The following is a 23,003-nucleotide window of genomic DNA, read 5'->3' as shown; positions in this document are numbered from 1 at the left end:
AAGGAGGGTACGCGCTCGACCTTGATCGGGCACGATCTGAGATCGGGTGCAGGCTGGCTCGCCTCCGCCGATGCTGCGGTGCGAGAGAGATTTCTGAGTGAGATCGGGGAGGGAGGGCTGTGTGCCCTCCCTTTCCTGTTTGAATTCTGGGCGCTGCCACACCAACTGCCACCCGAGGGTGACTGGCGATCTTGGGTGATCATGGGCGGTCGAGGCGCAGGTAAGACGCGGGCCGGGGCCGAATGGGTTCGGTCAATGGTCGAAGGGTCAAAGCCGTTGGATCGCGGTGAGGCGTGTCGTGTGGCTCTGGTCGGCGAGACCTTCGATCAGGTGCGCGATGTAATGATTTTTGGCGATAGCGGGATTTTGCAGTGCTCGCCGCCGGATCGGCGGCCCACGTGGAAGGCATCGGAACGCAAGTTGATCTGGCCCAACGGGGCTGAGGCGCAGGCGTTTTCGGCGCATGATCCCGAGGGGCTGCGGGGCCTCAGTTTGATGCGGCTTGGGTGGATGAACTGGCCAAGTGGAAAAAGGCGGATGAGACCTGGGATATGTTGCAATTTGCGTTGCGCTTGGGCGAACGGCCACGGGTCTGTGTGACGACCACGCCGCGCAATGTGAAAGTCTTGAAGGACTTGTTGGCGTCGCCCTCTACCGTGCAGACCCACGCCCCGACCGAGGCGAACCGGGCCAATCTGGCAGGCTCGTTTTTGGCCGAGGTACGCGCGCTACGCGGGCACGCGGCTGGGGCGGCAGGAGTTGGACGGGGTGCTGTTGTCGGATGCTGAAGGGGCGTTGTGGACCGGGTCGATGCTGGAGGCGGCGCGCTGCGCGCAGGTGCCCGCGTTGGATCGCATCGTGGTGGCGGTGACCGCGGGGTTGGATGCGGATGCTTGCGGAATCGTAGTGGTCGGCGCGCAGGTGCAAGGCCGCCGGAGGACTGGCGGGCCTATGTGCTGGCTGACCGGACGGTGCAGGGCGTTGGCCCGGCGGGCTGGGCGCAAGCGGCGATTGGCACGATGGATGAGTTTGGGGCCGAACGGCTGGTGGCCGAGGTCAATCAGGGCGGGCAACTGGTGGAAGAGGTCGTGCGGCAGGTGGACCCTCTGGTGCCTTATCGGGCGGTGCGGGCGTCGCGCGGCAAGGTCGCGCGAGCGGAACCTGTGGCGGCTCTGTACGAACAGGGGCGGGTAAGCCATGTGGTCGGGCTGGACGCGCTGGAAGAGCAGATGTGCCAGATGACCGCACGGGGGTTTGAGGGGCAGGGCTCACCCGACCGGGTCGACGCGCTGGTCTGGGCGTTGCATGAGTTGGTGGTGGGGCCTGCAGGGGCGTATCGGCGGCCTAGGGTTAGGACATTGTGAGGATGGCCTATGGCGGCTCGGAGCGCATCAGCGTCACTATGCGGACCACAACACAAGCTCCTCCTTTTCCCCGGAGCTTGGTAGACGGGGAGCCGGGTTAAGCGTTGTGAGGCTTGTTCCGACAACTGTCGCGCAACCTCGTCTGAAAGGACGATAGACGCGTCGAATGCCTTGGCGGCCTTTTCGATGCGGGCAGCAGTGTTCATGGGATCGCCCAGAAGTGCAATTTCCTTTTTCCAGTCGCCGATTTCGCCAGCGGCGACCTGACCACAGTGGATCGCCACGCGAATGCGGGCTTCGGTTCCATAGGTTTCTTTGTAGTAGGCGGATCGGTGGGCCAAAATTCTGTGCATTTCTTTGCACAAGTCAGTCCAGCCGCACAGGAGGCTGCGGTTGCTCCCGGCCATGTCACAATGATCGCATCACCGACGTATTTATGGACGTCTCCGCGCGCGAGTTCGACAGCCTCAGCCAGATCCAACGCCACATCGCGCAGGAAGTCGTGAAAACGAAGCTGACCAATGGTCTCGGCCAGCGCGGTTGAGTTGATGACATCCGCAAAAAGAATGGTCCGGTTTTCCAGCCGCGCCCGGGTGTATCGTCCGGAAATCAGGGCGACCATCGCCTCTTTGCCCAGCAGCCGCGTGATTTCTACGCCGACCGAGAAAGAAAAGGCGATGCCGGAGGATATGATAAAACGTTCGGCAAAACCGGGGTTTAGCCACGGGGTTTCAACATCAAAAACCAGGCCGGGGAGAAACAGCCCAAAGATGATGAATAGGCTGTAGGCAGCGCCCCGCACGGCCATTAGAAAGATCGGTCTTACCCGGCGCGCCATCCGGAATTTGGGGTTGGAAAAGACCTGAAATTCGGCAATCAGACAGCAAACGGATATGACCAACCCCGTCAACGCACCGGCCCAGATATCGGTCCAAACTGTATCGGGGGACGAACGCAAACCGCCGAGTGTCGCGCCAATCCCTGTTGAGAGCGCAACGACTTTGGCCGAAACAAGTGTGGAGCGTGAGGAGAACGTTCTCCATGGGTGCATGGGTCTACCTTTGTTGGAAAACAATGCGGTGTTTAGGGGTGTTTCAGGGTATCCTATGCGTGTGTTCGGTGGGCGCAAGCGGGTGTTTCCCAATGACGATTTTCGTGGTTAAGGAACTCGCGTCTTTAGGCTGGACGCGCTGGAGGAATGATGTGCCAGACGACCGCGCGCGGGTTCAAGCGGCAGGGTTCGCCCGACCGGGTCGACGCGCTGGTCTGGGCGTTGCATGAGTTGGTTGTGGGGCTTGAGGGAACTTATCGGCGACCGCGGGTGCGGGCTTTGTGATGGTTTTTTTAAAAGTCCTCAGAATTTTCGCTGCAACGACCCAAATTTCGAGGCAAATCACTTGTCAGTTCTGATGTCCGGTTCATCGGGTCTTAGTAAAAATGCACCCGCACTGAGTATGCAATTCCACAACATGTGTTGCCTGAGTGAGTACATTTCGACCCCGGCATCCAAGAAAGTATTCGCAAACCAGCCGACAACGATAGGAAACGACAAAAACCCAAATACTTGAAGCGATTGAACCAATCGGTTTTCTAAGCTGAGACTAAATTTGAAAACGTGCTGGTTCATAGTGCGCGCAATGTGCCCGCCAAATGCTACGCCAGCGAACATACTGCAGACGATACCCAAGACCAGCACCAACATCCAAACGTCACCCACCACGCCGCCAAGTAAAGCAACGGCCAGGACCAATGCTAGGCCCATCCACGGCCACCATCTGGCAAGTTTGAATCGTTTGAAAAATTCAGCCATCATAATTGTTTGATACGCGGTCCAAAATTCCAATTCCACCTTTTTGAGAAGTCTGTCGAGACGGCCGTGCATCCCTAAGTTCAAACCGTTGCCCACCCCGTACGCCCCATTCCCGAGGCTTAAACGTCTTTCCGTCATAACTCTTTTCAACAAGCCGGGCAGAGCGGCGGCAGAAAGGAGCACAGATGGTATTCGATTTCTTGCGTCGCGGGTCGGCTGAAACAGCACCCGAGGCGAAGGCGAGCGCGGCGGGGCCTGTGGTGGCGTGGCAGACGGGCGGGCGCGTGGCGTGGAGCCCTCGGATGCGGTTTCGCTGACGCGGACGGGGTTTCGGGAATCCGTGGGGTTCCGCTCGGTCAAGCTGATTGCCGAGGCGGCGGCGGCGTTGCTTGGTGCTGCAGGATCAGGCGCAGCGGTTTGATACTCATCCGATCCTGTCGCTGATGCGCCGTCCGAATGCGGTGCAGGGGCGGGCGGAGTTGATGGAAGCCTTGTTCGGGCAGTTGCTGCTGTCGGGCAATGCATATGTTGAGGCGGTGCAGACCGACGAGGGCCTGCCGGTTGAGCTGCATGTCTTGCGATCTGATCGGATGAGCGTGGTGGCGGCGCGGATGGTGGCCCAAGGCATATGACTACGCGGTGGGCGGCAAGAAGCACCGGTTTGCGGCGGAAAACATCTGTCATATCAAGTCGTTCCACCCGCAGGATGATCATTATGGATTCACCGATGCAGGCGGCGGCGATGGCGATTGATGTGCATAACAGCGCGTCTCGGTGGTCGAAATCGTTGTTGGACAATGCGGCGCGGCCCTCGGGGCGCTGGTGTGGAAAGGCGATGGCCATGGGGTGATGGCCGAGGATCGGTTCCGGCGTTTGTCCGATGAGATTGAGCAGAACTATCGCGGGGCGCGTAATGCGGGTCGTCCGATGGTTCTGGAAGGAGGGCTGGATTGAAGCCGATGGGGTTCTCTCCGTCCGATATGGAGTTTCAAAAGACCAAGGAAGCCGCCGCCCGCGAGATCGCGCTGGCCTTTGGGGTCCCGCCGATGCTGCTGGGGATCCAGGGCGACGCGACCTATTCGAACTATCAGGAGGCCAACCGGGCGTTTTATCGCCTGACCGTGCTGCCTGGTGACGCGGGTGGCGGCGGCGGTTTCGGAATGGCTGGTGGGCTTTACTGGCGAAGAATTGGTGCTGAAACCCGATCTGGATCAGGTGCCGGCTTTGGCAGCGGAACGCGATGCTCAATGGGCGCGGGTCAGCGGGTCAGATTTCCTGAGCGATGCCGAGAAGCGCGCGTTGCTGGGTTTGCCGGAGCGTACGGATGGCTGATCCGTATCCTCCGTTTGAATGCGCGCCGGGTCTGCGCCTGGCTGCGCATGAACGGGTGGCTGAGATTCAGCACGCGCATCTGTGCCGACGGCTGGATCAGATCGAAGAGATGATGGAGCGGTGGAGCGGCGATTGTGGCTGACGGTCTATGGAGTGGCGGCGGTGATCCTGGCGCAGGCGTTTCAGTCGTTCCTCGTGGTAACGCCGTGAGTTCAGAGAGTTACATGGAGACGTTTATGGATTTGGAGCATAAGTTCGCGCGGTTCGGAGAGGGCTTGTCGGTGACCGAGGATGCAGTCATCGAAGGTTATGCCAGCCTGTTCGGACAGGTCGATCAGGGCAGCGATGTGGTGCAGAAGGGTGCCTATCGTGCGTCGGTGGCCAGCTCAGCGAATGCGGGTCGGCGGGTGAAGATGCTGTGGCAGCACGACCCGGCGCAGCCCATTGAGTCTGGGACGAGGTGTGAGGACGACAAGGGCCTTTGGGTCAAGGGGCGTCTGCTGGAGAGCACGCAGAAGGGCCGTGAGGCGGCGGAACTGATCCGGGCGGGTGCAATGGATGGTCTGTCGATTGGCTATCGCACCAAGCGGGCTGTGAAGAATGACAAGGGCCAGCGGGTCCCGACTGAACTGGAGCTTTGGGAGGTGTCTTTGGTGACCTTCCCGATGTTGCCCAGTGCGCGGGTGGCGGCAAAGGGGAGCGACCCTGAGACCGAGAACACCTGGCGCTGTATTGCCGAGGTGTTCGACGACGCCCGGCAGGAGCTGGCGCGGACCTAGCGCGCCTCAAACCCACCCGAAGAAGGAAGAGCTGATGAGCAAGACCGAAACCCCGGCCTTGACCGGAGAGGGTGCACCCCTGGTTCAGGAGGTGAAGCAGGCGATGACTGGCTTCGTGAATGAATTCAAGGGGCTGAAAGCCGAAGTTAAAACCAAACTGCAACAGACAGAAGAGCGACTAACCATGCTGGATCGAAAATCAACCATTGCGGCACGCCCGCATCTTGCGGCATCGAACGAAGATGGGGCACCGCATCAGAAGGCCTTGACGCTTATGTGCGGTCGGGTGACGATGACACGCTGCGCGGCCTTGAGATCGAATCCAAATCGCTGTCGACGACAGTCAATAGCGAGGGCGGTTATCTGATCGACCCGCAGACCGCCGAGACGATCAAGTCGGTGCTGAACTCGACAGCCTCGATCCGGTCGATTGCCTCGGTGGTCAATGTCGAGGCGAATTCGTTCGACGTGCTGGTCGACCACACCGATGTCGGCGCAGGCTGGGCGGATGAAACCGCAGCCACTACCGAGACTGCGACGCCGATGATTGACCGTATTTCGATCCCGCTGCACGAACTGAGCGCATTGCCCAAAGCCTCGCAACGTCTGTTGGATGACAGCGCGTTTGATGTCGAAGGCTGGCTGGCGGGTCGGATCGCTGACAAGTTCGCGCGCGCCGAGGCCGCATCGTTCATCAACGGCGATGGCGTCGACAAGCCCAAGGGTCTTTGATCCATCGTGCGGTGTCTGAGGACACCTGGTCCTGGGGCAGCCTTGGCTATATCGCGTCCGGCATCGACGGCGGTGTGGATGCCGATGCCATCGTGGATGTGGTCTATGCGCTGGGCGCGCAATATCGGGTCAACGGCACCTTTGTGATGAACTCGAAAACCGCCGGTCTGATCCGCAAGCTGAAAGACAGTGATGGCCGCTTCTTGTGGTCTGATGGTCTGGCGGCCGGTGAGCCTGCGCGTCTGATGGGGTATCCGGTTCTGATCGCCGAGGATATGCCCGATGCGGCAACTGACAGCCTGTCGATTGCCTTCGGTGACTTCCGGGCGGGCTATACCATTGCCGAACGCCCCGACCTGCGCGTGCTGCGTGATCCGTTCAGCGCCAAGCCGCATGTTCTGTTTTACGCGACCAAGCGTCGGTGGCGACGTCAGCGACTTTGCCGCGACAAGCTGGTGAAATTCGGCATCGCGTAAGCGGTGGCGGATCCGGGGCGCGGGGTAACCCGCGGTCCGGCGGCGGGCGCGGGCCGGGTGAGATCCCTGCGTTGTCTAGCTGCTCCCCTCCGTCCGAGCAACGTGGGGCGGCGCGTGCCCGTCATTTTCCAAGGATGCGGCCCCGGAGGGGTCCGAGATTGCGGAGTGAATGGATGATGTTGATCGAAGAAACCGCCATCGCGGATACGGCGCCGCCGGTGGATCAGTTCAAGGCGCATCTGCGGCTGGGTACTGGGTTTGCCGAAGAGAGCGTGCAAGACGAAGTGCTGAAGGGTTTTTGCGCGCGGCGATTGCAGCCATTGAGGCGCGCACCGGTAAGGTGCTGATTACGCGGGAGTTCTCATGGACTTTGAGCGTGGCGGGACCGGGCGGGTGAGATACTGCCAGTCGCCCCGATCTCATCGGTCGAGGATGTAACGATGAGCGACGCGGCAGGCAACGCGAGTGTTGTGGATACGGTCGTCTATCGGCTTGAACCGGACAGTCAGCGCCCAAGGCTGCGACCCGCCAGTGCGCGTTTTGCCCGCGATTGCCACTGGCGGATCGGTCAGGATCGCTTTCATTGCAGGCATGGCGGCAGACTGGGGCGGGTTGCCGGCGGATCTGGGGCAGGCAGTGTTGCAGCTTGCGGCGCATTACTACGAATATCGCGACGAAACCGCGCTGAGCGATGGCTGCATGCCGTTTGGTGTGACCAGTCTGATCCAGCGGTATCGCATGGTGCGCTTTGGCGCCGGTGTGACGCAATGAGCGCGCCGCATCTGAACCGCAAGCTGGTGCTGGAGGCACCGGTCAGGGTGGCGGATGGCGCTGGCGGCTTTGACGAAACCTGGCAGTTTCTGGGGGCGCTTTGGGCCGAGGTGACCGAGCGCAGCGGCACAGCGCGACTTTCCGGTGTCCCGGTGTCTCGGGTCGGTTATCGCATTGTGGTCCGGGGAGCGCCCGAGGGATCGAGTATGCGTCCACGCCGGATCAACGGTTCCGGGAGGGCAACCGTCGTTTTGTGATCCAGGCTGTCGCCGACAGGGATGTACGCGGTCAATACCGACTTTGCGGATGAAGAGGTGGCGGCATGAGCTATGGGGTTTCAGCCGCTTTGCAGGCGGCGGTGTTTCAGCAGCTCGGCGGACACCGAGGTCGACACCTGTCCGGAGGGCAACCGGCGACGCTGCGCCTGCTGGGCGGTCCGCAGACCTGTCACACTGGGTCGGAAGAGGTGCGAGAGGCGGATCGATCCGGCGCAGGAGCGGTACATCGGTTCACGGTGTCCGTGGTGTCCGAAGTTGCAGGGTTCAACGCGGCAAAACTCTGGCCGGAGCGGTCTGTGACGCGCTGGAAGACGCGCCGCTAAACCTCGGTCGGGGCCGCGGGTCGGGTTGTGGTTCGAGCGCGCGTCGGCGCGGCGTACGGGAACCGGTGGAGCAACCCGCCAGATCGACCTGAGATCCGCGCCCGCGTGGAAGACGACTAAGCAATCATTGAGAGAGCATGGGTGCCCAGAACGGAAAAGACCTGCTGGTCAAAGTGGATATGAACGGCTCGGGCCTGTTCGAGACTGTCGCGGGGCTGCGTGCCACCAGGGTCCGTTTCAACGCGGAAAGCGTGGATGTGACCAGCCTGGAAAGTCAGGGGGCTGGCGTGAGTTGCTATCCGGCGCGGGCGTCAAATCGGCGGCGATCTCAGGCTCTGGCGTGTTCAAGGATGCAGGCACGGACGAACGGGCGCGGCAGTTGTTTTTCGACAGCGAGACACCCGGGTTTCAGGTGATCATTCCCGATTTCGGCATTGTCGAGGCCGTTTCAGGTGACCGGCATCGAATATGCGGGTTCGCATAACGGCGAGGCGACCTATGAGATGAGCCTGGCCAGCGCCGGTGCCTTGATCTTTACGGCGCTGTAAATCGATGGCCAATCCGTGGACGGGCGAGGTGGCATTGACCATCGATGGGGAGCGACGGGTGCTCAAGCTGACGCTGGCGCGCTGGCGGAGCTGGAACAGGAGTTGGGTGCAAGCTCGCTGGTCGACCTGGTTCAGCGGTTCGAAGGCGGGGCCTACTCCAGCGTCGATGTGCTGGCGTTAATTGTCGCGGGTTTGCGCGGTGGTGGGGCCGAAGTGAGCCAGCCGACCTGCTGCATGCCGAGATCGAAGGCGGGCCGATGGCAGGCGCCAAGGCAGCGGCCGAATTGCTGGCGCGGGCCTTCATGGTAGCGGAGCCATGAGCGGGTTCGACTGGCCCGCGCTGATGCGGGCCGGGGTACTGGGTTTGCGCCTGACGCCGGAGCAGTTCTGGCGTCTGACCCGGCCGAGCTGCGGCTGATGTTGGGGCAGGGCGCAGTTATGCCGGCGATGAACCGGGCGGGCCTGGATGCCTTGCTGGCGGCCTATCCGGACAAGACACAAGGAGAGCGTGATGACGGATCGTGATGGATTTGACGACCTGCAGGAGCAGGGAGAGGCGCTGGGCGACGCTTTGGGGGATGCCGCCACCATGGCAGCGGCCTTTGATGGCCAGATGAAACGGATCAGTGCGGCCTTGAAGAGACAGGTAAGGATGTGGCCACGCTTGAACGCGGCATGTCCGGCGGATTGCGCAAGGCTTTGATGGCGTCGTTCTGGACGGGATGAACCTGTCGGATGCGTTGGATGTGCTGAAGAACTCGATGATCCGCACGGCCTATTCAGCGGCCATCAAGCCCGTGACGGACCATTTCGGCGGCATGCTGGCCAATGGTGTTGGTAGCCTGGTTCAGGGGCTCTTGCCTTTGCCGATGGCGGCAGCTTCAGCCAGGGCCGGGTTATGCCGTTTGCCAGCGGCGGCGTGATCAGCGGGCCGACCGCGTTTCCAATGCGCGGCGGCACCGGTTGATGGTGAGGCCGGGCCCGAGGCGATCATGCCGCTGGCCCGCGGACCTGATGGCAAGCTGGGCGTTCGCAACTCGGCGGCGGGCGCGCCGTGAATGTGGTGATGAATATCACCACGCCCGATGTGCAGGGATTTCGCCGCAGCCAGGGCCAGATCGCGGCCCAGATGAGCCGCGCCCTGGGACGCGGCAATCGCAACAGATAAGTCCGGGAGACAGTCATGAATTTCCACGAGGTGAGATTTCCGGCCAGCCTGAGCTTTTCGGTCGGGGGACCGGAACGGCGCACGGATATCGTGACGCTGGCCAACGGTTTCGAGGAACGCAACACGCCCTGGGCGCATTCGCGCAGGCGCTACGATGCGGGTCTTGGGATGCGGTCGCTGGACGATATCGAAACGCTGATCTCGTTTTGAGGCGCGTCAGGGTCAGATGTTCGGGTTCCGCTGGAAAGACTGGTCGGATTTCAAGTCCGGCGCGGCGTCAGCGAATGTCGACAAAGGGGATCAGGTCATTGCCGCGGCGACGGCACGCAGACCGCGTTTCAGCTGGTCAAAACCTACAGTTCGGGCGGGGTCAGCTATGTGCGGCCCATTGCCAAACCGGTGCTGGGCACGGTGCGGCTGGGTATCGACCAGGATGAGATGCGCGAAGGTGTAGACTTTGAGGTGGATCTGAACACAGGGTCGGTCACTTTTGCCGATCCACCGCCAGAGCAGGTCGAGATCACCGCCGGGTTCGAATTCGATGTTCCGGTGCGGTTCGATACGGACAGGATTCAAACCAGCGTGGCCAGTTTTCAGGCGGGTGACGCCCCGAATGTACCAGTGGTCGAGGTGCGGGTCTGATGAGCGGGGATACTGACGGCCTGCACGCACATCTGCAAGGCGGCTTCACGACGGTTTGCCGGTGTTGGGCGATTACCCGTACCGACGGGCAGACCTTTGGTTTTACCGATCACGATATGGAACTGCGGTTTGACGGCTTGACCTTCAAGGCCAGTACCCGACGGCGGCGGCCATCGAACAGGCCACGGGCCTGTCGATCGACAATTCCGAGGCCATGGGCGCCTTGTCCGACGCGGCGGTTCGCGAGGACGATATCGAAGCGGGTCGGTTTGACGGGGCCGAGGTTCGGGCCTGGTTGGTCAATTGGGCGAACCCCGATCAGCGTGCGTTGCAGTTTCGGGGCTCGATTGGCGAACTGCGCCGCGCCGGCGGTGCCTTCACGCGGAATTGCGCGGGTTGACCGACCTGCTGAACCGCCCGTTGGGGCGCTTGTACCAAAAGCCCTGCACGGCGGTGCTGGGCGATAAGAACTGCCGGTTCAACATGGACGCGCCGGGATATTGGGTTGAAGCGGACATATCCGGTTTTGACGGCGGAACCCTGCTGCGCCTGAGCGGGGGTGAAACCGCTGACGAGGGCTGGTTCTCGCGTGGCAGACTGGACGTTCTGTCGGGTCCGGCCAAGGGGCTGTGGGCATCGGTTCAGCACGACCGCCAGGTTGAAGCTGGCCGCCAGATCACGCTGTGGTCCGGTATCGGTGGCGGTTTGTCCGTCGGAGATCGGGTAAGGCTGACAGCCGGATGCGACAAACGCATGCAGACCTGCCGCCTGAAATTCAACAACCTGCTGAACTTTCAAGGATTTCCGGATCTGCCCGGCGAGGATTGGGTGATGTCCGTTCCCAAACAGAACAAGGCGAACACAGGGGGCAGTATTCGGTGAACGGTCGCAGAGCAGACATTATTGACGAGGCGCGCCGCTGGCTTGGCACGCCTTACGTGCACCAGGCTTCGGTCAGGGGGCCGGAGCGGATTGTCTTGGACTGCTGCGTGGTGTGTGGCGTGCGGTGATCGGGCATGAGCCCGAGGCGGTGCCCGTCTACAGCATGGACTGGTCCGAGCCGCAGGGCGAAGAGCGTATGTGGGCGGCTGCCCGGCGTCATTTGATAGAGAAACCTTCCGACGCGATGGCGACTGCGGACGTGGTTCTGTTCCGGATGCGCGACAGGGGCGTCGCCAAACATCTGGGGATTGTTAGCGAGCCGGGTCCAGAGGCGCGCTTTATTCATTCCTATTCCGGGTATGGCGTTGTCGAAAGCGCCTTGAGCGAGCCTTGGCGACGCCGGGTCGTTGCCTGTTTCGAATTCCCGTTGGAGGAGCTCTGATGGCTACAATTCTTCTTTCTGCGGCCGGTGCCGCGCTCGGAGGCTCCATCGGGGGCACGGTGGCGGGTCTGTCGACCGCTGTTATCGGCCGCGCGGTTGGTGCCACTCTGGGTCGGGTTATCGACCAGCGGCTGATGAGCCAGTCCGTGATGGGCGGCGGCAGCGAAGTGGTCGAAACCGGCCGCATGGACCGGTTCCGCCTGACGGAAACCGGCGAAGGGGCGCCTGTGGCCACCATCTTTGGCCGTATGCGCGTTGGGGGCAGGTGATCTGGGCGTCGGATTTTCTGGAAACCCGCCGCACGTCGACCACCACGCGTCGGCCGGAGGCGGTAAGGGCAAGCCCAAACCGCCAGAGGTCACAACGGTCACCTACAGCTATTCCATTTCCCTGGCCATCGCGGTCGGAGCCGGCGAGATCGCCGATGTGGGGCGCATCTGGGCCGATGGTGAGGAGCTGGAGCGCGCCGGTCTAAACATGCGCATCTACAAAGGAACACCTGATCAGCTGCCCGATCCTGTGATCGAGGCCATCGAAGGCGCGGGCAGCGTTCCGGCGTATCGCGGAACCGCATATGTGGTGATCGAGGATTTCCAGCTTGCGGCATTTGGAAACCGCGTCCCGCAATTCTCGTTTGAAGTGGTACGTCCTGTGCAGCCTGACATGCCGGACCGCCCCGATGCCTTGTCCCAAATCGTTCGCGGCGTGGCGCTGATGCCGGAACCGGCGAAGATATGCGCTGGCCAGCAGTCAGGTGAACTATTCCAAGGGACGCGGCAAGAGCTGGGCCGCAAATGTCAATTCCGCTTCTGGGCTGCCGGATCTGGTGACCTCGACCCGGGCTCTTGAAAAGAACTGCCGGCCTGCGACGCCGCCTCGCTGATTGTGTCCTGGTTCGGGGATGATCTGCGCTGCGGGATGTGCCGGATTCGACCCAAGGTGGTGCGGGACGACATTGACGGGCAGAACATGCCATGGTCCGTTTCTGGCCTGAACCGAGGATCGGCCCAGGTTGTGACCTATCAGGATGATCGCCCTGTTTACGGGGCACGCCCGCGGATGCCGCTGTTGTGCAGGCCATTCAGCATCTGAAAAACACCGGCAAACGGGTGATGTTCTACCCGTTTATTCTGATGGAACAATTGCAGGGCAATGGCCTGCCCGACCCGTGGTCGGATGCGCCGGATCAGCCGCATCTGCCCTGGCGTGGGCGCATCACATTGATGTGGCGCCGGGGCGGGACGGGTCCCCGGACCAGACGGCGGCGGCCGATACACAGGTGGCCGCGTTCTTCGGCCTGCACGCGCCAGCGATTTTGCCATTGGCGATGGGACGGTCAGCTATCGCGGTCCCGACGAATGGGGTCTGCGCCGGTTCATTCTTCATTATGCCGCGCTGTGCAGGCGGCCGGCGGCGTGGCATCCTTTGCATCAGCTCGGAAATGCGCGGGCTCACACAGATCTGCGGCCTGTCCGGGTTTCCGGCTGTGGCCCAGTTGAAGACTTGCCGCCGAAGTGCGTCAGATCCTGGGTCCGGAGACCAAAATCGGATATGCGGCGGACTGGTCCGAGTATTTCGGCTATCAGCCGTCCGGCAGCGGTGACAGGTATTTTCATCTCGACCCGCTGTGGGCGGATGACGCCATCGATTTTATCGGCATCGACAATTACATGCCCTTGTCGGACTGGCGCGAGGGTGAGGATCATCTGGATGCCGCGTCCGGCTCGATTTACGATCTGGCGTATCTGCGCGGCAACATCGAGGGCGGTGAGGGGTATGACTGGTTCTATGCCTCTCCTGAAGAGGCGGCGGCGCAGATCAGAACCCCGATTGGGGATGGCGACCATGAGCCGTGGATCTGGCGCTATAAGATCTGCGCAGCTGGTGGTCCAACCTGCATCACGAACGGATAGGGGTGTCCGGCAGGAGGACCCGACCGATTGGGTGCCGGGCTCGAAACCCATCTGGTTCACCGAGCGGGCTGCGCCGCGGTCGACAAAGGGACCAACCAGCCCAACAAATTTCTGGATCCGAAGTCTTCGGAATCCAGCTTGCCTTTGTATTCAACGGTCTGCGCGACGACTTCATGCAGGCGCAGTATCTGACGGCGATGTTGGGGTATTGGGGCGATCCGCAGATCAATCCGGTCTCGGACATCTATGGTGGCCCAATGGTGGATATGTCCAACGCCTATGTCTGGGCCTGGGATCCGACCTTCCCAACCTGCGCAGCCAATGGAGCGATGGTGAAAACTATGCCCGGGGCCATTGGCTAAACGGTCGATCCGGCAGCCGTACGCTGGCGTCCGTTGTGACGGAAATCTGCCACGGGGCCGGGGTCACGGATATCGACGTTTCGGCGCTGTTCGGTACGGTTCGCGGCTATGCGGTCGAAGATGTCTCGGACGCGCGCGCGGCATTGCAGCCGCTCATGCTGCGCTATGGGTTCGATGCCATTGAGCGTGACGGGCGTCTGCGGTTCCAGATGCGCAGCGGTCGCGGCGCTGTTGATGTAATACCCGATCATCTGGCGGTCAGTTCCGATCTTGACGGCAGTGTCGAATATCGGCGCGAAGCCGAGGCCGAAATGACCGGTCGGGTCCGGTTACGGTTTGTGCAATCCGATGCCGATCATGATCTGGTGGCCGAAGAAGCGGTCTTGCCGGACACCCGCACGCACGCGGTGTCCGTCAACGAAATGCCGCTGTCGATGACGCGTGAGGGGCGCCAGACTGTTGAACGCTGGTTGAGCGAAGCGCGGGTCTCGCGCGAGACCGCGCGGTTTGCCCTGCCAGCATCGCTGATGCATCTGGGCGCAGGGGATGTGGTGCGCCTGTCCGGCGAGGACGCCGGAGCGCTCTATCGCATCGACCGTTTGGAAAAGGCCGAGATGCAGCTGGCTGACGCTGTGCGGATCGAGCGCGGCGTGTATACGGCGAGCGAACTGCAGGAGGATGCGGTTACCGCCAAACCCTTTGTTGCGCCGGTCCCGTCGTGCCGGTGTTTCTGGATTGCCGCTGATGACGGGATCCGAGGAACCGCATGCGCCGCATTTGGCGGTGTCTGCCGATCCCTGGCCTGGCAGCGTTGCGGTTTATGCCTCGGCCTCGGACGAGGATTATGCGCTGCGCGATGTGATTGCCGGACAAGCCACCATCGGCTTCACCGAGACCGCTTGCGCGCGCCGGTTCCGGGCTCTGGGATGAAGGTGCGGGGCTACGGGTCAACCTGATCGACGGTCTGTTGGAATCGCAGCCGCGTGCAGCGCTTTGAACGGTGCCAACTTGGCGGCCATCGGGGACGGTACGCCTGGAAACTGGGAGGTGTTTCAATTTGCGGACGCCACGTTGCAGGATCCGGCGTCTATACCCCGTCCGGCCGGTTGCGCGGACAGTTGGGTACGGATGCGCTGATGCCGGATGTCTGGCCCGAGGGGTCGATGTTCGTATTGCTGGATGAACGTGTGTACCAGACCAGCCTGCAACGGACCGAGCGGCGTGTGGCCGACATTACCGCATCGGCCCTGCGACCCGCAGCTATGACGACCCATCGTATGAATACCTGGTTGAAACCTTCGACGGCAATGGGTTGCGCCCCCATGCGCCGGTGCATCTGAGGGCCATGCCTTCGGCAGCCGGGGATCACATATCGTGGATTCGACGCACGCGCGTCGATGGAGATGACTGGGCCGGTCTGGATGTTCCGTTGGGGGAGGAAAGCGATCTTATCTGCTGCGCGTGCGCGCCGAGGGCGTGCTGTTGCGGGAGGTTGTGATTTCCGAACCTCACTGGACCTACACGAGGGATCAGAAATCCGCTGACGGCCTTACGGGTCCTTTCGACGTTGAGGTGGCGCAGGTCTCGGCTGTCTACGGTCCCGGTGCGGTGTCGCGTCTGGCGGTCGGGTAAAACATCCCCTGCGACCCGTTTTGCATGGAGATGTCAGATGGCGGCACCCGCTCTACGAGAACGGCGCGCTCATGGCGGCGGCCTGCGAACGGTTTTTGGCGGACAAACACGGATTTGACTGCGTTCAATATTGCCAGTGTTTTGAATTGCTTCTGCGAAACTGTATCAGCCTGCGGCACAACCGACGCATTTGCTCGCCGCCAGGTCCAGATTCAGCCGAGCATGCGGAATGTCATCGCTGCAGTCCTCGCAATAGCCGTACTCATCCTCGTTGATGCGGGCCAGAGCGGCGTTCAGGCGGCGCACCTCGAGATCGCGATTGGCCTGCTGCGCCTTGGCCATCGCCTGATTTTGTAATGCGTCCATACGACTGAGCCGCCCTATCGCCTGTTGATCCAACTCTACGATGGCCTGCGCCTGCTGACCGGAGGCGGACAGGGTTTCCAACTCCGCCAGCCGATCACGGATTCGGGTCTTGAAATAGGCGCGTTGGGAGTCATTCATTTTCGTTGCTTCGTCGATCACGGGTTTGCGTTTGGCCTTTTGCCACTAAATGGCATTCTAGGCGCAGCAAAGGATCAAAAGCCATGTTTGAAACGCGCAGCCAGGTTACTTCCGTCGATCCGGTCTGGGATCGCATCACGTCCGAGGCCACTGCGGCCGTTGAGAAAGAACCCCTGATGGGCGGGCTGGTGCATGCCTGTATCCTGCACCACCGCAGTCTTGAACGCGCTTTGTCCTACAGGATCTCGGCAAAACTGTCGTCGAATGAAATGTCGATGATGGTTCTGCGCGAAATCGTGGATGAAGCCTATGCCGATGATGCCAGCCTGATCGAAGCCGCCCGCGCCGATTTGATGGCCGTCTACGAGCGTGATCCGGCCTGCCACCGTTTGCTGCAGCCGATCCTGTATTTCAAAGGGTATCAGGCCATGCAGGCCTATCGCGTGGCCCACTGGCTGTGGCGGAAGGGCCGTCATGATCTGGCGTATTTCTTCCAGATGCGCTCGTCTGAGATATTCGGAATCGACATTCATCCGGCCGCGAAGATTGGCAAGGGCATCATGATCGACCATGCCCACTCCATCGTCATTGGTGAGACCGCTGTAGTCGGAGACAACGTCTCGATGCTGCATTCGGTGACACTGGGCGGAACCGGCAAGGAAGAGGAACAGCGCCATCCGACGATTGGGAACGGTGTTCTGATCGGCGCTGGCGCGAAGGTTCTGGGCAATATCGAAGTGGGTCATTGCAGCCGCATTGCCGCCGGATCGGTGGTGTTGCAGGAGGTTCCGGCCTGTAAGACGGTTGCCGGTATCCCAGCCAAGATCGTCGGAGAGGCGGGATGTGATCAGCCGTCGATTTCGATGGATCATATGCTCGGCAAAGACCAGTAGGTCAAATCGTTCAACGAAAAGGCCGCCCTGAACTAGGCGGCCTTTTTTGATACAGTCCTGTGGGTTCAGGCGAGCATGACCATCGGGTTTTCCAGATTGTCCACGATCGCCTGCAGCAGTTGCGCCCAAGCGCGCCGTCAATGACCCGGTGATCGACAGACATCGTCACCGACATCACGGTTGCCACCGTCAATTCACCATCATCGCCGACAACAGGTTTCTTGAGACCGGTTCCGACCGCCAGAATGCCTGCATGCGGCGGGTTTACGATGGCGTCGAAATTATCGATGCCGAACATGCCAAGGTTCGAGACCGCGAAAGTGCCGCCCTGATACTCATGCGGGGCCAGCTTGCGTTCACGCGCACGGGCTGCGAGGTCTTTCATCTCGGTCGACAGCGCAGACAGTGATTTGGTGTCGGCGTCCTGTAGAACCGGGGTGAACAAGCCGCCTTCGATGGCGACGGCGACTGCCACATCCGAGGGCTTCAGTTGCAGAACCCGATCGCCCGCCCAGACGGCATTGCATTCAGGAACTTGCTGCAGAGCGTTTGCAACAGCCTTGATGATAAAGTCATTGACGCTCAGCTTCACACCGCGCGCTTCCAGCTGCTTGTTGAGCTGGCTCCGGAATTTCAACAGAGCGTCCAGCTTGATATCGCGGCGCAGGTAGAAATGCGGGATGGTCTGCTTGGCTTCGGCCAGACGGGCGGCGATGGTTTTGCGCATACCATCGAGCTGGATTTCTTCGTATTCGCGACCCTCGTACATCCGCGCGACCATATCGGCCGATGGACCAGTCGGTGCAGCGGCAGGCGCCGATGCTGCTGCTGTAGCGGCGGGTGCAGGCGCGGTGGCAGTTGCGCTTTCCACATCCGCCTTGACGATGCGGCCATGCGGACCTGAACCGCTGATCTGCGCCAGATCAAGACCTTCTGCGCGGCGATGCGACGGGCCAGAGGGGAAGCAAAGATACGGCCCCCATCCGCTTTGACCGGAGCCGCCGGAGCAGGGGCGGGCGCCTCGGGTGCGCTGGCGCGGCAGCCTCGTCGGCGGCCGGGCCGCCTCTGGCGCCTTGGCGGGCGTCGCAGCGATATCATCTGCGCTTCGCCCTCTTCCAGCAGGACCGCAATGGCGGTATTGACCTTCACCCCTTCGGTTCCTTCCGGAACCAAGATCTGCCGACAGTGCCCTCGTCAACAGCCTCGAACTCCATGGTCGCCTTGTCGGTTTCGATCTCGGCCAGCAGATCGCCGGAGGAGACGGTGTCACCTTCTTTGACAAGCCATTTTGCAAGCGTGCCTTCTTCCATCGTCGGCGACAGGGCGGCATCAGGATTTCGGTGGGCATCTCAGCGCTCCTCAATCAGAGTAATTTGGTCATAGGGCGCTTGGCGCCCGTGCCGCGTGCGAGAGGTCGCAATCGCAGCTTCGATTTTTCTTGTTCTCAGCCATCCATTCATAGGCTGTCTGATGAGAGGGGCGCGAACCGGTCAGATGCGTATCCGCCGCCAGCCGTTCCGGCACCAGCGCCGTCACGGTACGGTCGGCGATGGTGATGTCGACACGGTAGCATTCCGGCTGCTGGATCGCGGCCCCTGATCTCCATTACCGGTAGGTCACCTGTTTCACCGCCGCGATCACCTCATCCGTGGTGATCAGGGCCAGCTTCTCCAGGTTCGCGGCATAGGGCATCGGAACATCCTTACCGGTGAGGTTGATCAGCGTCCAGATAATCGAACGCTTCCTGCATCACCACGGAACTGATGTAGTTGCCGACGGACCCTTGCGGCCAGCCTTCTTCAACGGTCACCAGACGGTTGGTTTTCATCACCGAGTTGATGATCGCACCGGTGTCCATCGGACGGATGCTGCGCAGGTCGATGACCTCGGCATTGATCCTCTTCGGCCAGCTTGTCCGCGGCCTCAAGCGCATATTGCATGCTGATACCGAAACTGACGATGGTCACATCCGCGCCCTCGCGCCAGATGCGTGCCTTGCCCAGCGGGATGGTCAGATCCTCAACCTGCGGCACGTCGAACGAGCGCCCATACATGATCTCGTTTTCGAGGAAGATTACCGGGTTGGGATCGCGGATGGCGGACTTCAAAGACCTTTGGCGTCCGCCGCCGAATAGGGCATCACAACCTTGAGGCCAGGCACCTGCATGTACCATGCGGCGTAGTCCTGCGAGTGCTGGGCGGCCACGCGCGGCGGCGGCACCGTTGGGACCTCGGAAGACGATCGGACAGCCCATCTGACCGCCGGACATATAGAGCGTCTTGGCGGCCGAATTGATGATCTGATCCATCGCCTGCATGGCAAAGTTGAAGGTCATGAACTCGACAATTGGTTTCAGACCACCAAATGCAGCGCCGACACCGATGCCGGTGAATCCGTGTTCGGTGATCGGTGTGTCGATCACGCGTTTCGCGCCAAACTCGTCCAGCAGACCCTGCGAGACCTTGTAAGCGCCCTGATACTGGCGACTTCTTCGCCCATCAGGAACACGTCTTCGTCGCGGCGCATCTCTTCGGCCATCGCATCGCGCAAGGCTTCACGTACAGTGTGCTGTGCCATTTCGGCATCCGCTGGCCAGTCGGGGACAGGTCAACCTGTGGCGCAGCAGGCGCCGCCGCGACAGAAGCGGGCGCCTCAACCGCCGCAGGGGCGGCCTCGGCAACCGCTGCGGCGGCGGGCGCCGCCGCGGCAGGGCAGGCGTCTTCACCTTCTTCCACCAGGATCGCGATGGCGGTGTTGACCTTGACCCTTCGGTGCCTTCGGGGATGAGGATCTTGCCGACGATGCCTTCGTCAACGGCCTCGAACTCCATCGTCGCCTTGTCGGTTTCGATCTCGGCCATAATATCGCCGGAGTTCACGGTATCGCCTTCTTTGATCAGCCATTTGGCCAATGTGCCTTCTTCCATCGTGGGCGAAAGCGCGATGTTGCCATGTCTATTCGTCCTCTCAGGCGTAGATATCTGTCCAAAGCTCGTCCAGCGACGGCTCGGGGCTTTCTTTCGAGAATTCAGCGGCCTGGTTCACGACTTCCTTGATTTCTTTGTCGATGGCCTTCAGATCATCCTCGGTCGCGTGTTTGCCCGTCAGAAGCAGTTCGCGCACATGTTCGATCGGATCGCTCTGCTCGCGGACTTTCTGCACCTCTTCCCGGGTTCGGTATTTGGCCGGGTCGGACATCGAGTGACCGCGATAGCGGTAGGTGCGAATTTCCAGAATGTACGGCCCTTTCCCGGCCCGGCAGTGGGCGACGGCCGTTTCACCGGCTGCTTTGACGGCAAGAACATCCATACCGTCGACTTCCTGACCGGCGATGCCATAGGCGGCACCGCGTTCCCAGAAATCGGGGCTCTTGGTGGCGCGTTTGACAGAGGTCCCCATGGCGTATTGGTTATTTTCGATCACAAACACCACTGGCAGCTGCCAAAGCTCGGCCATGTTATAGGTTTCGGCAACCTGTCCCTGGTTCGCGGCGCCATCGCCGAAATAGGTGAAGGTGACGCGGTCGTTTCCTTTATACTTGTCCGCAAAGGCCAGCCCGGCGCCAATCGGCACCTGAGCGCCCACGATGCCGTGGCCGCCGTAAAAGTGCTTCTCCTTCGAGAACATGTGCATCGAGCCGCCTTTCCCCTTGGAATACGCCCTCGCGCCCGGTCAGTTCTGCCATAACGCTGTCGGGGTTCATGCCGCAGGCCAGCATGTGGCCGTGGTCGCGGTAGGAGGTTACGCGCTTGTCGCCTTCCTCAGTCGCCGCCTCAAGGCCAACAACAACAGCCTCTTGTCCGATATAGAGGTGGCAGAACCCGCCAATCAAACCCATCCCATACAGCTGACCGGCCTTTTCCTCGAATCGGCGGATCAGGAGCATTTCGCGGTAGTAGGTTTTCAGCTCTTCCGCAGAAACATTTGGTTTCTTTGTGGTTTTTCGCGCAGCCATCGTGGCGATCTCCCCCTTCCGGACAGATAGTTTAGCGTTAAACTATTTCATAGAGTATTTGAGGCAATCTGGCGAGAGTAAATGTGACGCAGCGTCCAAGGCGCGGAATCCGGCTCGGCATACTTGTTTGAAAGAAATGGCAAAGAGGCTCAAAAGTCCGGTTGTGGTCCGTTACCGGATGACGATCTCGTCGGCCCGGATCATGCCCAGAACCGAACGCGCCTGTTGATCCAACAGATCCAGATCAAGGTAGGTGTCAGACAGGCGGCGGGTCAGGTTTTCCATCTCGGAAATCTCGGTATCCAGCCGGGCGAGGTCGTGTGACAGAGCGTCCCGTTCCGCCGCAATTTCAACCCGTCTGAATAGCCCATAGTCTCCTGCACGGCGGCAAAGGTGAAATACACACCCAGCATGAAAGCCACCGAGAAAAAACGACTGCGCCCAGACCGGGCCTGTTGGAACGGGACACTCTGTTTACCGCCGTATGAAATCTGCCTCAAGAAACGTGCCTTTGCGGGCATCTGTTCGCACTATGTCACAGGTGATCTGCGATGTGAATCCCCGATCTGCAAAAGCGTCAACGTGAGTTCTTTCGGCCTTAGCGCGCGGGATTTGAGCGCAACAGACTAATGTTCAAGCGCTGCCACGCCGGGCAGTGTCTTGCCTTCCATCCACTCGAGAAACGCACCACCAGCGGTCGAGATATAGGAAAATCCCGCGCCGCGCCTGATGCGTTAAGAGCCGCGACAGTGTCGCCGCCGCCCGCGACCGAGATTAACTGCCCGGACCGGGTCAGTGCTGCCGCCTTGAGCGCTGCGGCATTGGTGGCGGCATCAAACGGCTCTAACTCGAACGCCCCCAGCGGACCGTTCCAGATCAGGGTCTGGCTTTTCGCAAAAACATCCGTGATTTCCGCGACGCTTTCGGGGCCCGCATCGAGGATCATGCCGTCATCGGTGCACTGATCAGCGGCAAGCACCTTGTGCGGTGCATTGGCCTCGAATTTCTCGGCAACAACGATGTCGCGCGGAAGGACGATTTTGCATCCGATTTTGTCCGCTTTGGCGAGAATATCGGCGGCCGAGTCCTTCATTGCGGTTTCAGCCAGCGACTTGCCGACATTGACACCCTTAGCCACAAGGAAGGTATTCGCCATCCCACCGCCGATCACCAGATAATCGACCTTGTCGATCAGGTTGCCCAGCAATTCCAGCTTGGTCGACACCTTGGCCCCGCCAACCACTGCCGTCACCGGGCGCTTGGGCGCGCCAAGGGCGCTTTCCAGAGCCTCCAGCTCGGCCTGCATCAGACGGCCCGCGCAGGACGGCAGCAGGCGTGCGATGGCTTCGGTTGAGCTATGCGCGCGGTGTGCGGCGGAAAAGGCATCGTTGCAGATCTCGCCCAGACGGGCCATTCCGGCGGCCAGGTCCGGATCATTCTTTGTCTCGGCGGCGTGAAAGCGGGTGTTCTCCAGCAACAGCACCTGGCCCGGCTGCAGTTCTTCGGCGGCCAGCTCGGCCTCGGCGCCCACGCAGTCGGCGGCAAACAGAACTTTGGCGCCAAAGGCGGCCTCCAGCGTCGGAACAAGCTGTTTAAGCGACAGCCCTCGCGCCGCTCGCCACGGGCGATGCGCCAGCAGGTGGGCTTCCCACCCGCCGTCAGGATGTCACGTATGGTTGGAACGATCCGTTGAATGCGGGTCGCGTCGGTGACAGTGCCATCCACGACGGGTACGTTGATGTCCACGCGTACCAGCACCCGTTTTCCGTTCAGATCCATGTCGTCCAGCGTTTTCCAGCCCATCGTGCGATCCTCGTCTTCCCAAACTGAATTAGGCGGTTCTTTTCCTGCATTTTGCCGTCACGTCAATGCGTCACTTGGCATTCACGCCTGCGGCATAGGTAGGCCAAGACCAAACGACAGGAGGGCCTCATGGCCCATCCCGAAAACACAATCATTATCGAGCTGAAGGACAGCAGCGTCGTTATCGAACTGCTGCCGGACATTGCTCCCCAGCATAGTGCCCGGATGAAGGAACTCGCCCGTGGCGGAGAATATGACAACGTGGCTTCACCGGGTGATTGACGGGTTCATGGCGCAGACCGGCGATGTACAACACGGCGATATGGAAGACGGATTCAACCTGCGCATGGCCGGTACTGGCGGATCGTCCCTGCCGAACGTTCCGGCCGAGTTT

Annotated in this window: 9 protein-coding genes and 21 pseudogenes; 21 read left to right on the top strand and 9 right to left on the bottom strand. The window is 61.1% G+C overall.

What is annotated here, in order from left to right:
• Nucleotides 1-36: 36 nt before the first annotated feature.
• Nucleotides 37-1,364, top strand: a pseudogene (locus tag ACR3EN_RS21380) (DNA-packaging protein).
• Between the two features lie 152 nt (nt 1,365-1,516).
• On the opposite strand, the pseudogene ACR3EN_RS21375 reads toward ACR3EN_RS21380, so the two are convergent.
• Nucleotides 1,517-1,612 (bottom strand): annotated as a pseudogene (locus tag ACR3EN_RS21375) (hypothetical protein); the annotation flags it as partial.
• Complete coding sequence (locus ACR3EN_RS21370) at nt 1,567-2,202, bottom strand: hypothetical protein (protein WP_480918560.1); 636 nt, start codon at nt 2,200-2,202, stop codon at nt 1,567-1,569. The gene ACR3EN_RS21370 and the pseudogene ACR3EN_RS21375, both read right to left, overlap by 46 nt.
• 363 nt (nt 2,203-2,565) lie before the next feature.
• Between ACR3EN_RS21370 and ACR3EN_RS21365 the strand changes: the two genes are divergently transcribed.
• Complete coding sequence (locus ACR3EN_RS21365) at nt 2,566-2,700, top strand: hypothetical protein (RefSeq protein ID WP_480425372.1); 135 nt, start codon at nt 2,566-2,568, stop codon at nt 2,698-2,700.
• A gap of 57 nt (nt 2,701-2,757) precedes the next feature.
• Here the strand turns inward: ACR3EN_RS21365 and ACR3EN_RS21360 are convergent, their stop codons facing one another.
• A complete protein-coding gene (locus tag ACR3EN_RS21360; RefSeq protein ID WP_480918559.1) occupies nt 2,758-3,312 on the bottom strand; it encodes a hypothetical protein in 555 nt (184 codons plus the stop codon).
• A 47-nt stretch (nt 3,313-3,359) separates the two neighbouring features.
• On the opposite strand from ACR3EN_RS21360, the pseudogene ACR3EN_RS21355 reads away from it, so the two are divergent.
• From ACR3EN_RS21355 to ACR3EN_RS21280, 16 genes and pseudogenes are all read left to right on the top strand, one after another.
• A pseudogene (locus ACR3EN_RS21355) lies at nt 3,360-4,506 on the top strand (phage portal protein).
• Nucleotides 4,499-4,716: pseudogene (locus tag ACR3EN_RS21350) on the top strand (GTA head formation protein, RCAP_rcc01685 family). The pseudogenes ACR3EN_RS21355 and ACR3EN_RS21350 overlap by 8 nt, the downstream one beginning before the upstream one ends.
• A gap of 26 nt (nt 4,717-4,742) precedes the next feature.
• On the top strand, nt 4,743-5,285 hold the full coding sequence (locus tag ACR3EN_RS21345; RefSeq protein WP_480918558.1) for an HK97 family phage prohead protease: 543 nt from the start codon (nt 4,743-4,745) through the stop codon (nt 5,283-5,285).
• A 34-nt stretch (nt 5,286-5,319) separates the two neighbouring features.
• Nucleotides 5,320-6,493: pseudogene (locus ACR3EN_RS21340) on the top strand (phage major capsid protein).
• A gap of 173 nt (nt 6,494-6,666) precedes the next feature.
• A pseudogene (locus tag ACR3EN_RS21335) lies at nt 6,667-7,264 on the top strand (head-tail connector protein).
• Nucleotides 7,261-7,574 (top strand): annotated as a pseudogene (locus tag ACR3EN_RS21330) (head-tail adaptor protein). Before ACR3EN_RS21335 ends, ACR3EN_RS21330 begins: the two co-directional pseudogenes overlap by 4 nt.
• Before the next feature lie 12 nt (nt 7,575-7,586).
• A complete protein-coding gene (locus tag ACR3EN_RS21325; RefSeq protein ID WP_480918557.1) occupies nt 7,587-7,865 on the top strand; it encodes a hypothetical protein in 279 nt (92 codons plus the stop codon).
• Nucleotides 7,866-8,002: 137 nt separating this feature from the next.
• Nucleotides 8,003-8,413 (top strand): annotated as a pseudogene (locus tag ACR3EN_RS21320) (phage major tail protein, TP901-1 family).
• Nucleotides 8,414-8,417: 4 nt separating this feature from the next.
• Nucleotides 8,418-8,733 (top strand): annotated as a pseudogene (locus tag ACR3EN_RS21315) (gene transfer agent family protein).
• Nucleotides 8,730-8,938: pseudogene (locus tag ACR3EN_RS21310) on the top strand (rcc01693 family protein). The pseudogenes ACR3EN_RS21315 and ACR3EN_RS21310 overlap by 4 nt, the downstream one beginning before the upstream one ends.
• Nucleotides 8,925-9,581, top strand: a pseudogene (locus ACR3EN_RS21305) (phage tail tape measure protein). Before ACR3EN_RS21310 ends, ACR3EN_RS21305 begins: the two co-directional pseudogenes overlap by 14 nt.
• Nucleotides 9,582-9,596: 15 nt before the next feature.
• A pseudogene (locus ACR3EN_RS21300) lies at nt 9,597-10,223 on the top strand (phage distal tail protein, Rcc01695 family).
• Nucleotides 10,223-11,105, top strand: a pseudogene (locus tag ACR3EN_RS21295) (DUF2163 domain-containing protein). The pseudogenes ACR3EN_RS21300 and ACR3EN_RS21295 overlap by 1 nt, the downstream one beginning before the upstream one ends.
• Nucleotides 11,102-11,547, top strand: a pseudogene (locus tag ACR3EN_RS21290) (C40 family peptidase). The pseudogenes ACR3EN_RS21295 and ACR3EN_RS21290 overlap by 4 nt, the downstream one beginning before the upstream one ends.
• Nucleotides 11,547-15,454: pseudogene (locus ACR3EN_RS21285) on the top strand (baseplate multidomain protein megatron). Before ACR3EN_RS21290 ends, ACR3EN_RS21285 begins: the two co-directional pseudogenes overlap by 1 nt.
• 20 nt (nt 15,455-15,474) lie before the next feature.
• Nucleotides 15,475-15,729, top strand: coding sequence for a DUF7742 family protein (locus ACR3EN_RS21280; RefSeq protein WP_480918556.1), 255 nt, complete (start codon nt 15,475-15,477; stop codon nt 15,727-15,729).
• Here ACR3EN_RS21280 and ACR3EN_RS21275 read toward each other — a convergent pair.
• Nucleotides 15,620-15,979 (bottom strand): TraR/DksA family transcriptional regulator, encoded by a 360-nt coding sequence (locus ACR3EN_RS21275; protein ID WP_480918555.1) that lies wholly within the window; start codon nt 15,977-15,979, stop codon nt 15,620-15,622. The genes ACR3EN_RS21280 and ACR3EN_RS21275 overlap by 110 nt on opposite strands.
• 62 nt (nt 15,980-16,041) lie before the next feature.
• Between ACR3EN_RS21275 and cysE the strand changes: the two genes are divergently transcribed.
• On the top strand, nt 16,042-16,851 hold the full coding sequence (gene cysE / locus ACR3EN_RS21270) for a serine O-acetyltransferase (protein ID WP_170432720.1): 810 nt from the start codon (nt 16,042-16,044) through the stop codon (nt 16,849-16,851).
• Nucleotides 16,852-16,916: 65 nt separating this feature from the next.
• Here cysE and ACR3EN_RS21265 read toward each other — a convergent pair.
• Nucleotides 16,917-18,199: pseudogene (locus ACR3EN_RS21265) on the bottom strand (pyruvate dehydrogenase complex dihydrolipoamide acetyltransferase).
• Between the two features lie 122 nt (nt 18,200-18,321).
• On the opposite strand from ACR3EN_RS21265, the gene ACR3EN_RS21260 reads away from it, so the two are divergent.
• Nucleotides 18,322-18,450 carry a hypothetical protein gene (locus tag ACR3EN_RS21260; protein ID WP_480918554.1) on the top strand — a complete coding sequence of 43 codons (129 nt, stop codon included), beginning with the start codon at nt 18,322-18,324 and terminating at the stop codon, nt 18,448-18,450.
• A 6-nt stretch (nt 18,451-18,456) separates the two neighbouring features.
• Here the strand turns inward: ACR3EN_RS21260 and ACR3EN_RS21255 are convergent.
• The 4 pseudogenes from ACR3EN_RS21255 to ACR3EN_RS21240 all read right to left on the bottom strand — a co-directional run bounded on the left by ACR3EN_RS21255 (nt 18,457) and on the right by ACR3EN_RS21240 (nt 22,609).
• Nucleotides 18,457-19,778, bottom strand: a pseudogene (locus tag ACR3EN_RS21255) (pyruvate dehydrogenase complex E1 component subunit beta).
• Nucleotides 19,779-19,818: 40 nt separating this feature from the next.
• Nucleotides 19,819-20,806: pseudogene (pdhA, locus tag ACR3EN_RS21250) on the bottom strand (pyruvate dehydrogenase (acetyl-transferring) E1 component subunit alpha).
• A gap of 171 nt (nt 20,807-20,977) precedes the next feature.
• Nucleotides 20,978-21,275: pseudogene (locus ACR3EN_RS21245) on the bottom strand (FtsB family cell division protein).
• 157 nt (nt 21,276-21,432) lie between these two features.
• Nucleotides 21,433-22,609: pseudogene (locus ACR3EN_RS21240) on the bottom strand (phosphoglycerate kinase).
• 129 nt (nt 22,610-22,738) lie between these two features.
• On the opposite strand from ACR3EN_RS21240, the pseudogene ACR3EN_RS21235 reads away from it, so the two are divergent.
• Nucleotides 22,739-23,003: pseudogene (locus ACR3EN_RS21235) on the top strand (peptidylprolyl isomerase); the annotation flags it as partial.

Source organism: Ruegeria sp. G7, assembly GCF_056535465.1.
This window is presented reverse-complemented; position numbering and strand designations above follow the sequence as displayed.

What these genes read in the sequence shown, in the direction of transcription:
- ACR3EN_RS21345 (WP_480918558.1), top strand. Translation starts at nt 4,743, where the DNA reads ATGGATTTGGAGCATAAGTTCGCGCGGTTCGGAGAGGGCTTGTCGGTG.
- ACR3EN_RS21370 (WP_480918560.1), bottom strand. Translation starts at nt 2,202, where the DNA reads ATGGCGCGCCGGGTAAGACCGATCTTTCTAATGGCCGTGCGGGGCGCT.
- ACR3EN_RS21360 (WP_480918559.1), bottom strand. Translation starts at nt 3,312, where the DNA reads ATGACGGAAAGACGTTTAAGCCTCGGGAATGGGGCGTACGGGGTGGGC.
- ACR3EN_RS21325 (WP_480918557.1), top strand. Translation starts at nt 7,587, where the DNA reads ATGAGCTATGGGGTTTCAGCCGCTTTGCAGGCGGCGGTGTTTCAGCAG.
- ACR3EN_RS21260 (WP_480918554.1), top strand. Translation starts at nt 18,322, where the DNA reads ATGAGAGGGGCGCGAACCGGTCAGATGCGTATCCGCCGCCAGCCGTTC.
- cysE (WP_170432720.1), top strand. Translation starts at nt 16,042, where the DNA reads ATGTTTGAAACGCGCAGCCAGGTTACTTCCGTCGATCCGGTCTGGGAT.
- ACR3EN_RS21365 (WP_480425372.1), top strand. Translation starts at nt 2,566, where the DNA reads ATGTGCCAGACGACCGCGCGCGGGTTCAAGCGGCAGGGTTCGCCCGAC.